The 10,711-nt window shown below is 72.7% G+C and carries 9 protein-coding genes; 6 read left to right on the forward strand and 3 right to left on the reverse strand.

Translation table 11 applies throughout. The features are described from left to right. Nucleotides 1-48 precede the first annotated feature (48 nt). Together M1203_RS03520 and M1203_RS03525 are read right to left on the reverse strand one after the other, a co-directional pair. Entirely contained in the window at nucleotides 49-228 is a 180-nt protein-coding gene (locus tag M1203_RS03520; protein ID WP_249947998.1) for an SPOR domain-containing protein, read from the reverse strand. Nucleotides 229-558: 330 nt separating this feature from the next. Next, the gene (locus M1203_RS03525) at nucleotides 559-1,311 is read right to left on the reverse strand and encodes a GntR family transcriptional regulator (RefSeq protein WP_249947999.1); all 753 of its coding nucleotides are present in this window, start codon (nucleotides 1,309-1,311) and stop codon (nucleotides 559-561) included. A gap of 248 nt (nucleotides 1,312-1,559) precedes the next feature. Here M1203_RS03525 and M1203_RS03530 point away from each other — a divergent pair, with 248 nt between their 5' ends. Then, a complete protein-coding gene (locus M1203_RS03530; RefSeq protein ID WP_249948497.1) occupies nucleotides 1,560-2,705 on the forward strand; it encodes a threonine synthase in 1,146 nt (381 codons plus the stop codon). Here M1203_RS03530 and M1203_RS03535 read toward each other — a convergent pair. Then, nucleotides 2,678-2,842 carry a hypothetical protein gene (locus tag M1203_RS03535; protein ID WP_249948000.1) on the reverse strand — a complete coding sequence of 55 codons (165 nt, stop codon included), beginning with the start codon at nucleotides 2,840-2,842 and terminating at the stop codon, nucleotides 2,678-2,680. The two genes, M1203_RS03530 and M1203_RS03535, sit on opposite strands and share 28 nt — an antisense overlap. A 67-nt stretch (nucleotides 2,843-2,909) precedes the next feature. On the opposite strand from M1203_RS03535, the gene M1203_RS03540 reads away from it, so the two are divergent. The 5 genes from M1203_RS03540 to M1203_RS03560 all read left to right on the forward strand — a co-directional run bounded on the left by M1203_RS03540 (nucleotide 2,910) and on the right by M1203_RS03560 (nucleotide 10,711). Beyond that, complete coding sequence (locus M1203_RS03540; RefSeq protein ID WP_249948001.1) at nucleotides 2,910-3,419, forward strand: hypothetical protein; 510 nt, start codon at nucleotides 2,910-2,912, stop codon at nucleotides 3,417-3,419. Nucleotides 3,420-3,534: 115 nt separating this feature from the next. Beyond that, the gene (locus tag M1203_RS03545) at nucleotides 3,535-6,942 is read left to right on the forward strand and encodes a CHAT domain-containing protein (protein ID WP_249948002.1); all 3,408 of its coding nucleotides are present in this window, start codon (nucleotides 3,535-3,537) and stop codon (nucleotides 6,940-6,942) included. Then, on the forward strand, nucleotides 6,939-7,613 hold the full coding sequence (locus tag M1203_RS03550) for a hypothetical protein (RefSeq protein WP_249948003.1): 675 nt from the start codon (nucleotides 6,939-6,941) through the stop codon (nucleotides 7,611-7,613). Before M1203_RS03545 ends, M1203_RS03550 begins: the two co-directional genes overlap by 4 nt. After that, the gene (locus M1203_RS03555; RefSeq protein ID WP_249948004.1) at nucleotides 7,610-8,284 is read left to right on the forward strand and encodes an RES family NAD+ phosphorylase; all 675 of its coding nucleotides are present in this window, start codon (nucleotides 7,610-7,612) and stop codon (nucleotides 8,282-8,284) included. Before M1203_RS03550 ends, M1203_RS03555 begins: the two co-directional genes overlap by 4 nt. A gap of 297 nt (nucleotides 8,285-8,581) precedes the next feature. Then, on the forward strand, nucleotides 8,582-10,711 hold the full coding sequence (locus M1203_RS03560) for a hypothetical protein (RefSeq protein WP_249948005.1): 2,130 nt from the start codon (nucleotides 8,582-8,584) through the stop codon (nucleotides 10,709-10,711).

Consider the following 10,711-nt stretch of genomic DNA (forward strand, 5'->3'; position numbering starts at 1 on the left):
GCCGGAGCGTAACGCGCGCTCGGCCAGGGGCGTCACGTACGCACCCCTCTAACCGGTGGTCTGACCGACGCGCTCCACCCAGTAGATCCGCTGCTGTCCGCGGCCGTCGAGGCTCTCCACGATCTTCTGCGCCTCGTCCTGGGTGGCATATCTGCCGACGCGATAGCGGTTGCCGTTGTCGTCCTCCCGTATGACGAGCCACGGGAGCAGGGCTCCGCCGTCGTTCATCGCGCTCCTCCCGCCGCCGACCTGCATCTCTCCGAAGATCTACAGGAAACCGCATTCCGCATATGCCGGAGCCTACGCCTGACCTTCACAGAGCGGATACGTGTTTGTACAAAGAGGTACGCATCCGGCCAACAAAACGACGAAAACCAGGGGCGGGGATCTGCTGTGCGCGCCCCCTGGCCGTCCCGCGCGCCCGACCGGGCCCCGGGGCGTGCCCGATCGGCTCCGTACCACCGCGTGCGGGCATGCCCGAGCGGCGTACCACCCCGCGCGGGCCTGCCCGATCGGTCCGTACGCGCCGTCAACTCCCCGCGCGCGCCGGACCGTCGGTCACTTGACGGAGAGGTGGTACGCGATGCGGTACCGGTCCGCGGGGACGACGACCTCCGCGGTCTCCACGGCCCTCCCCGACGCGTAGTACGTCCGCTCCAGGACCATCACGACATGGCCGGGCACCCCGCCGAGCGCCATCAGCTCCTCCGCGAGCCCGGGGCGCGCGCCGACCTCCTCCAGCACGTTGTCCACGACGATGTCGATGGCCGCCATCCGCTCGACCACCCCGCAGCCGCCGAGCGGCCCCTCCTCGGGCAGCATCACCGGCGTACGCCCCGTGACCGCCAGGGGCTCCCAGGAGGTGGAGAGCATCATCGGCTCGCCCGCCTCCCTGAAGACATAGTGCGTACGCATCACGCGGTCGCCCGGCTCGATCCCCAGCCGGGCGGCGATCTCCGGCCCGGCCGTGTCCTGCTCGCTGCGGGACTCCCAGGTGCCCCGCGCGCCCGTCGCCGACTGCTCCTGGCGGAAGGGACTGGAGCCGGACGGCGGCCGGTATCCGGACCGGGCGATCCGGCGGGGGACGGGGCGCTCGCGCACATACGTACCGGATCCGGAGCGGCCCTCGACCAGCCCCTCGGCCATCAGCACCTTGCGCGCCTCCAGCGCGACCGTGTCCGAGACGCCGTACTCCTCGCGGATACGGGCCTGCGAGGGCAGCCGGGTATGCGGCGGCAGAGCGCCATTGGCGATCTTCTCGCGTAGATCGCTCGCAACGCGGAGATAGGCGGGCTGCTCACCGAAGGCCACGGGCCACTCCCATCAGGTTGACAGACAGCAACAGCGTGGCAACCGTCGGTTGATCACCGCAAGCATGGGCCAGAGTTTCACCCGAAGTGATGACTTGCGTTTAAGCAGGCACTTACCGCTGGTACGCCCCCGGGCGACCCGCTCCCGCACCGGGCGCACCACCGGGCACAGCCGTGCGCCACGGAGCGGGCGCGATGCGCCCCGCGCCCCGCGAACTCCCCACGCGCCGTGCGCGCCGTGAAACTGCGATGCTGGCGGTCATGACCGCGATGTACGTCTGCCCGGCCGACAGGACCCGCTCACCCGTCGATTCGCTCGCCTGGTGCTGTCCCGTCTGCCGGGGCCCCTGGGATCTGGACTTCGAGGCCTCACCCGTACCCCTGAAGTCCCTTTCCTCCCGGGCCGATTCGCTGTGGCGGTACGAGGAGGCGCTGCCGCTCTCCGCGCCGGTCACGACGCTCGGCGAGGGCCGTACCCCGCTCGTACCGCTGACCTCGTCCGTCTCCGCCAAGCTCGACTTCCTGATGCCGACGCTCTCCTTCAAGGACCGCGGCGCGGTGATGCTCGCCGAACTGGCACGGCGGCTCGGCCCCGAGCGGGTGATCGCCGACAGCAGCGGCAACGCGGGCACGGCGATCGCGGCGTACTGCGCGCGGGCCGGGCTGCCCTGCACGGTGTACGTGCCGGAGGCCACCTCGCCCAAGAAGACGGAGCAGATCCGGGCCCACGGCGCGCGCCTCGAACGCGTCCCGGGCGACCGTGAGGCCACCGCGCGGACCGCCCGCGCCGCCGCCGACGAGCCGGGCACGTTCTACGCGAGCCATGTCCACAACCCGTACTTCCCGCACGGCACCAAGACCTATGTCTACGAGCTGTGGGAAGACCTCGGCGGACGCCTCCCGGAGACGATCGTCGTCCCCGTCGGCAATGGCACCCTGCTCCTGGGCGCGGCGCTCGCGATCGCCGAACTGTCCGCGCACGGGCTCATCGACGAACGCCCCGCGCTGATCGCCGTCCAGGCCGAGGCCGTCTCACCGCTGGCGACCGCCTTCCGCGCGGGCGCCGAGGAACTGGGCGCGCCGGCCGAGAGCGCGCCGACCCTGGCCGAGGGCATCGCCATCCCGAACCCACCGCGCGCCCGGCAGATCCTGCGGGCGGTCCGGGCCTCCGGCGGCACGTTCCGTACCGTGACCGAGGATCAACTGCGCGCCGCCCAGCTCGATCTGGCGTCCCGGGGGCTCTTCGTGGAGTCGACGGCGGCCGCCTGCTGGGCGGCGGTACGCGACGAGGCCGGCCGGGCCGGTCCCTCCGTCGTCGTACCGCTGTGCGGCGCGGGCGCGAAGACCGGTCTCGCGCCGGCGGGCGGTCAGTCCGGCCGGTCCTCCCCGGTGTAGAGCCGTACCCTCCCGTCGAGTACGGAGAAGGACTCCGAGATCGTCTTGGTGTCGGCGGGCCGGTGGAGCACATTGATCTCGCCCTGGTCGACACCCGGTCGAACACTGGGCGTTACCCGGGACAGGCCTTCACCCACGAGGGGAGCCGATGCTTCGCTGGCAGCGTGACGGCATACGGATCGAGGCCAAGTGGACGCCGCTAGCGTGACCGCCCCCGCGGTCGCGGTCGTCGGGGTCGTCGGGACGCTCCTGTCCGCGCTGCTGACCCAGCGCGCGGCGGACCGCGGCCGGCAGCGCGAGCAGGAGCGCGTCGAGGGGCTGCGGGAGCGGCGCAGAGAGGCCGAGGAGCGGCGCTCGGGGTATGTGGCGCTCAACACCGCCGCCCGGCAGTATCTGGCCGCCCTCACGGACCAGTTGCACGCACTGGGCCGCGATGAGGACCGGCGGCCCGCGCGGCAGCGGCTCATCGAGGCCCGCGATCTGCACCGGGACGTGTACGCGGAGGCCCAGATGCGGATGCCGGAGCCCGTCCTCGGTATCACGGCCGAGGTCAGCCACGGGCTCGGGACGGTGTACGGCAGGCTCAGGCGGCTGGACGACGGTGTCCCGCGCCCCGACGACTCGGCGTCCGCCGCGCAGGCCGATATCGACGCGCTGTGGGAGCGGCTGCGGGAGATGCGGCGGAAGATGCGGGCCGATCTCGGCGCGTCCTGAGCGGACTCCGGGCATTGGCAGGAACCGGCCCCATGGTGCCCGAGTCCTCGTCATCATGGCTGTCCCACAGCGGAGTTGAGGCACCGGAGACGGACGGCGGATTCGGAGGAGGCACGTGAACGTCGAAGAGAGCGGGGGCGTCCAGGGGCTGCGCGCCTGGGTGATGGACGCCACGGAGCGGGCCAGGCGGCTGATCCCGGTATCGGGGGGAACGGTGGCCCCTTCGGGCGCGTACGACAGCTCGGTGGCCGAACTCACCGAACTCGCGGGCCTGCTGGACCACGAACCGCCCCTGCGCGGTGCTGTGACGGTATGGCTCGGGGCCGTACTCGCCACGCGGTATGTCGCCGGGGACGGCGCGCCGGAGGACCGGGAACGTGCGCGACGGCTGCTGCGGGACGCACGGGACCGGGACTCGGCGGTCGGGGCGGGGACCGATGAGGAGGTCAGGCGGTGGGCCGCGCTGTTCCTGCTCATGCTGGTGGTGCCCGTCCGGGAGATGGGGGGCGCGTTCGGGCAGGCGCTCGATCACTCCGCCGCCGTCGACTGGTTGGTACGGCACAAGGGCGAGGGGATGGCCGATGCCACCGCCGAGATGCGCGCGCTCTTGGCCGAGACCGCGGGGCTTCCGGTGCCGCCGGACCTTCTGGGGCCGTTCCGGCAGCTGGACGCCATGCTCTCGGTGCTCTCGGGAAAGCGGCTCGGTCCGGGGGACCTGGAGCAGTTCGCGGACATGATGCCGCCGGACTTTCCGCACACGAACCAGCTGCGGATGATGGCCGCCATGATGTCTGGCATGTCGGGCATGCCTGGCTCCCTTACCGATGCGGGTCGTTCCGATCCGCCACGGCGGGAGGAGCCACGCCCCGAGCCGGAGCCGAAGCCGGAGCCGGACCCGATCCCGGCTTCCGGCGACGCCGATGCCGATGCCGTCGCCCTGGAGGCCGTCTTCCCTCTCATCCTCGGCCTCGGGGACGCTCTACGACGCGGCGACTCGGAAACGTACAACGAGTACCTCGGGCGCATGCGCACCGCGCACGCGAAGCTGCCGCCGGGCCATGAGCTGGCCACCCTTCTTGAGGCCCAGATCGGTCTCCTGCTGCAAATGAGCGAGGGCGTCGGCGGCAATCTCCAGGATCAGTCGGTCGCCGACACGTACAAGAAGGCGGTGGCCGACAACTTCCACCAGGTCGCCGCCCGGTCCACGCATCCCCTGGCCGCCGAATTCTCGTTCCTGGCCCGCGTGTTCACCCTGATCGACCAGGTATACGAGGCCAACAAGGCCAAGGACGCGGACGCGCTCGGCTCCCTCGTGGCCGAACTCGCCGCGCTCGAAGAAGCCGTCCCGCGAGGCAGCACGTCCCGCTTCCTGGTCCAGATGGAGTACGCGGACGCGCTCACCTACCTCGGCAGGCTCACCGGCGACAAGGACATGATGCTGCGGGGCGTCGCGTACCAGGAGAAGGCGTTGGCGGACAGCCCCGCGTTCGTCCACGACCAACTCGCCTCGATCTCGACCGACATCGCCGCCACGCGCGCGGCCGTCACCGGCGACCCGGATCTGATCCGGGTTCCGGTCCCCTCCGACCATCCCCCGCACGCCTCGGTGAACGATCTCTACAGCTCGGTGCTGTCCCTGTTCACGCGGTACGACCTCACCGACGACCCCGCCGATCTCGACGCCGCCATCGCCACGCTGGAGCGGATCCGCGAGCGCGTCCGGCAGGGAGAAGCACCGCAGGGCGCCGCCTCCCTCGTATGGCAGCTGGCGGGGACGTACTGGATCCGCTGGTCGGCCAGCGGGGACGCGGCGGACCACACCGCCGCCACGGCCACCGCGATGGAGTCCCTGCTCACGCTCGCCGCCGACGTCGTGCTCCAGCTCGGCCCCGAGCACGGCTTGCTGGCCGCGCGCTCCGGTGCCACCCGGGGCGTGCAGACCGCCCTCTGGGCCGGTTCGCACCACCGGGTGGAGGAGGCCCTGGCCGCCCTGGAGCTGGGCCGCGCCCTGGTGTTGCAGACGGCGTCCACCTCTCGGGCCGTACCCGAACTCCTTCAGGCGCGCGGGCACCACGAGCTGGCCGAAGCATGGCGGGCCTCCGGCGCGTCCGAGGCGCCCGAGGCATCCGGCGCGTCCGAGGCCGAGACGCCGGGCGAGCTCCCCGGCGAACTGCCGAGCACCCTGCGCCGCCGGGCGCTCGAAGCACTCGGCTACCGGCGCCAAGGAAGCCTCTTCACCACGCCCACGCTGGCGGAACTCTCGGAAGGGGTCGCCCGCAGCGGGGCGGACGCGCTCGTCTATCTGCTCCCCGGCGAGGGGCGGGCCGAGGGCATGGGGATCATCGTGGGCGCCGATATCTGGGTCGTGGGCGGGCTGCCGCTGCTGTCCGGGGCGGAGAGCGGCCCGCTGGAGCGCTATCTCGACGCGGCAGGCGCCCGCTCCGACAACGCGCACGACCCCGTCGCCGAACAGGCCTGGGAGGAGGCCCTGTCCGAGCTGTGCGACTGGGCATACCGGGCCATCTCCCCCGTGTTCGAGATCATCACGGAACACATCGTGGCCGGGGGGAGCCGGCGTGCCGACCCCTCCGGCCCGCCCAGGATCGTCCTGGTGCCCTGCGGGCGGCTCGGCATCGTCCCCTGGCACGCCGCGCGCTTCCCGGCGGAGGCACCCCACGACTACGCCTGCCAGGCCATGGTCATCACCTACGCGGCGTCCGGCGGCCAGTTCCTGCGCACGGTGCGGCGCGCACGGCGTGACCCGGCCGCCGCTCCGGTCCTGGTGGCCGACCCCCGTATGGATCTGACGCACGCCGAGCGCGAGGTGACGGCGCTGCGCGAGACGTTCTATCCGCGGGCGCGTGTGTACGGAGAGTTCTTCGAGCCGTCCGTGGAGCCGGAGGCGGCGGGGACGCCCGACGAGCTTGTCGCGCTCCTCGCCGACGCGCCCTCGCTGCTCCATGTGGCCTCCCATGGATCGGCGGGGGTGCGTCCGACACTGTCGGCCCTGCATCTCGCGTTCCCCGGCCGCACCGACGAACTGTCCGCCGCCGAAGGCGGCCCGGGGGCCGAGCCGGACCTGGGGATGCTGACCGTGACCCGGCTGCTGGACCGGACGAGCGGTGAACAGGCCGACGCGGACGGGCCGTTGGTGGTCCTGAGTGCCTGTCAGACCGATCTGAGCACCCGTGACCACGATGAGGCGCTGACTCTGACGACGGCGTTCGTCTCGGCCGGCGCGCGTGACGTGGTGGGGTCGCGGTGGACGACGCGCGACGGTGCGTCGGTGCTGCTGATGGCCGTGTTCCACCACTACGTGGCGGTCGAGGGACGGACTCCCGTCGACGCGCTCAGGGCGGCCCAGCTGTGGATGCTCGACCCCCACCGCCAGAACCCGGGCTCGCTGAAGGGCGATCTGCTGCGCGAGCTGGGGCGCCCGGGGCTCGACCGTCTGTCGGTCTGGGCTCCGTTCATCCACCAGGGCCATCCGGGCCCGGCCGACCCGCGGGAGAGGACCGCATGAATTCCGAGGAACTGCTCGGCCTGATCGGCGAGCACCGGGACAGTATCCGCGAGAGCCTCGACGACGAGCAGCACGAGCTGCTCCTCGCCCGGGTGCGGGCGCTCGCCGACACGGCACAGGACAACAACAGAGCGGTCGCCAGGGCACTTCAGGGGGTCAGGCTCGCCCTGCTTCAGCTGCCGTACGACCATCCGGTGCAGCAGGCACTGGACTCCGTCCGCCTCGTCGGGGCATCGGCGGGATCGCCGACCGTGCTGGTGGCGCGGGAGCTGCTGACGCGGCTCGCGGGCGCTCCCTCGCTCTCTCCGGAGACCGCGGCGATCGTCGCCGCCGTGCGGCGCAGGCTGCTCAGGACGCCCTCGCTCTCGGCGGAGGAGGCGCGCGCCCGGTTCGCCGGCGCGGCACCGCCGCTCGAAGTGATCAGACTGGCGGATCCCGAACGCGGCGACCGCTACCCCGACTTCCAGTTCCCGGCCGATGACGGCACTCCGCACGGGGTGGTCCTCCAGGTCAACCGCATCCTCCTCGCCGAGACCGACCCCTGGGGCGCCGCCGACTGGTGGCTCAGCGGGAACACCTGGCTGGGCGGCCCGCCCGCCTCGCTCCTCGGCGCACTGCCCGACCAGCAGCTGGTCGGCGCGGCGGCGGCGCTGGTGGAGGGGGACGGATGACCGGCACCTTCTCCCCTTCGGAGTACGAGCTGCGGCCCCACCGCCGGCTGCTCCCGGCCGGCACGGAGCTGTGGCGGGTGCACTCGGCCAAGCGGTCCGCCGAGCAGTTCAACACGGTCAGCGTGGACGCGCACTTCGGCGGCAATCGCTTCGACGGCACGCCGTACGACCCGTATCCCTATCTGTACGTGGCCGACAGCCCGACCACCGCGCTCGCCGAAACGCTGCTGCGCTCGATGGAGTTCGACAAGGAGTCCAGGATGCGGCTCATTCCGTATGCCGCGGTCAGGGCCAAGTCGCTGAGCGTGGTGCGGACCCGGTGCGAGGTGAACCTCGTATCCCTGGTCACGGAGACCGATCTGGCCGCCGTCTGCCAGGACTCCTGGCTCCTTGAGGACGAGGGCGAGCGCTACGCGAAGACGCGGCGCTGGGCGAGCGAGATCCGGACCCAGGCCACTGACGCGATGGGACTGATCTGGCAGTCCCGGCGCAACCGGCCTCATCGGGCTCTGGTGCTCTTCGGCGACCGTTTCGAGAGCTGTGGGAACGAGCCGCTGGACGGGGTGCCGCTCGGTGGGATCCCGGATCTCGGCTCGCCCTCCGGTGTCACGGAGGCCAACCGGCTGCTCGCGCCGCTCCAGGCGGCGATCGTGCCGCCGTGGTCGGACTGATACGCACGGTGGCCCGGTCGGCGCCAGGACCGGTCCTGGCCCGGCCAGGATTCACCCGGCTCCCGACCAGTCCCCGACCGGACCGTCCGATTGACTGGAGTCATGGGTCCGGCAGCTCAGGGGAACCGCTGAACACCCCCTGAAAGCAACGGAGTTGACCAACCAGCCCGGTGTGGCCGGTTACCCCTCCCGGGCTCATCACGACGGAGCGGAGGCAGGGGACGGACATGACAATCCATCAAGGGCGGCGCCGGGCACGTACGTTGCTCCAGGCCGCTCTGAGAGGGCGCCGCGAACATGCTGCTCTCTCCCGGAGCTGACGAGATACGGTCGGGCCCGGCGGTGTGCTGCCCGGCCTGCCTCCACCCGGAACGGGGCGAACGACACTGCCGGGTGTGCGGATTCCCGCTCGGCGGGGACCCGGTTCTGGGGGCCGCGACCGAGGAGGACCATCGGGCCGCGGCGGCCGAACTGGCGGCGGCCGGGCACACCTGGGACCTCGACGCGGCCCGGCGCGCGCTGGGCGGTCCGGCCGAGCGCGCGGAGATCGCCGGGCTGCTGCGCCCGGCCCCCGCCGGAATTCCGCATGTCCGTTCTGGGGGAACGCCGGGGCCCACAGGAGCGCCGGGAACCCCCGGCCCCTCGGTGGCCACCGAGCCGCCCGCCCTGACCGATCTGCTGCGCGGGCTCACCACCGGTGCGCCTGCCGAGGTGCTGTTCGTCGAGTTCGGCACCCAACGGGCCGCTGTGGTACGGGCGTTCGCCGACACCGCCGGTCTGCCGTACGCGCGCCCGCACGCCGAGACCCCCTGGACCGAGCTGGTCCCCGGGCTCAGTCCCGGGGACGCCCCGCGCCGCTTCCAACTCGCCGGCGGCGTGGGCACCGTCGAGCCGGTGGACCGCCTGGCCTTCGACCGGGCCGTGCGCGACTGGCTGCACGCTGTCGTGCCCGGCGCGTGCGAGAGGACGGGCACACGGACGAGCGCGGTGGTGCTGCTCCGCGGCGGCACCGGCTGGACTCTTCTCGACCGGGCCGCCGCCGTGCTGCGCGAGACCTGCGCGACGAGTGCCGAGAGCGCCCCGGCCCCGGCGCCAGGTGCGGGTACGGCGTCCACCGTCACGGCCCGGGTCCGCCGGCTGCTGCGCGGCGTGCCACTGCGCGAACCGCACACCCTGCTCCTGGCGCGGGCCGGAACCGGCGAGGGTGACCACGTTCCGGTGGAGCTCCATCACCACACTCTGTTCGAGGCCGGTCTGCGGCTCGCGCCAGGTGAGACCCGGACCGCCTCGGTCACGGTGTACGGCGGCCTCCCGATCCCGACCCGCCCGGCCGAGCCGGGAGTCCCGACGGGAGTCCCGGCGGGAGTCCCGGCGGGAGTCCCGGCGGGAGTCCCGGCGGGCGGGTCCATCGCGCCGTCCGAGACGGTGCCCGTCGTACTGCCGCTGCTCGCCGGTCACTACCGCCGGGAAGACCGCCACCCCGCGCTTCTCGGCCTGCCCCGCACCGAACTGCCCGCGCTCGGCTCCGCGCACCTCACCTTCGTCCTGCGCGGTCCTGGCGAGATCGAGGTACACGCGGGCGCCGGAGACACCCTGGCCGAGGCACCGGCCGACCGGAGAGAGAGCCTGCACACCGTGGTCCACGGCGTACCGCGGTTCCTTCCCCGGCCCGGCCCCCTGGAGCTCATCTGCGCGGTGGAGATGTCCGGCGCCGACCGGTCCGAGGTCGCCGAGCGCGTCGGATTCACGAGCGACCTGATCCGCGCCGCGGAGCGCCACAGCGGCGCGGGCGGCGGGCTACGGGTCGCGGTGATCGGCTACTACCACCACGCGCCCCGCAACGAGCACCAGCAGGACCGCGACCTCATCAGGTACGTACGGCCGGGGCCACCCGAGCGGGCACAGCGCCAACTGCGGGAGCTGCCACCGGAGATACGGCCCCGGGACACCCTCACCTCCTCACTGGAGGACGCGCTCAGGACCGCGGCCAAAATGGCCGCCGGGCAGCGCGCCGAGCGGGTCGAGCAGGTCGACCGGGTCGACCGGGTGCTTCTGGTGGTCGGCAGCCGGCCACCGGCGCTGCCCGCACAAGACGGTCTGGTGCCCGGCTGTCCACGCGCCGTGGACTGGCGCGAGCAGCTGGGGACCCTGCGCCACCGGGGCGTACGCGTCGGTGTCCGGGCCGAGCCGTTCACCGCGCCCGCCACTCCCGGAGTGCCCAGCGGGGACCGGCTGCGCCGCTACCTCGCCCGAACCTGGCAGGACCTGACGGGCACGGACCGTCTCCTCTTCCGGCCAGGCACCGACTCGGCGGAACGGACGGCGCTCGCCCTCACCGCCGGAGAGAAACGCGACACCGACGGCTGTCCGCTGGCGTTCGCCGGACCGCCACTGCCCCCACGCCCATCCGATCTCCCCAGGAGCTGA

This window comes from Streptomyces sp. 35G-GA-8 (genome assembly GCF_023534745.1).
Taxonomy (GTDB): domain Bacteria; phylum Actinomycetota; class Actinomycetes; order Streptomycetales; family Streptomycetaceae; genus Streptomyces.

Bases quoted from the DNA above. Each gene is read 5' to 3' on its own strand.
- M1203_RS03520 (WP_249947998.1), bottom strand. From the start codon at position 228: ATGAACGACGGCGGAGCCCTGCTCCCGTGGCTCGTCATACGGGAGGAC.
- M1203_RS03530 (WP_249948497.1), top strand. From the start codon at position 1,560: ATGCTGGCGGTCATGACCGCGATGTACGTCTGCCCGGCCGACAGGACC.
- M1203_RS03550 (WP_249948003.1), top strand. From the start codon at position 6,939: ATGAATTCCGAGGAACTGCTCGGCCTGATCGGCGAGCACCGGGACAGT.
- M1203_RS03555 (WP_249948004.1), top strand. From the start codon at position 7,610: ATGACCGGCACCTTCTCCCCTTCGGAGTACGAGCTGCGGCCCCACCGC.
- M1203_RS03560 (WP_249948005.1), top strand. From the start codon at position 8,582: ATGCTGCTCTCTCCCGGAGCTGACGAGATACGGTCGGGCCCGGCGGTG.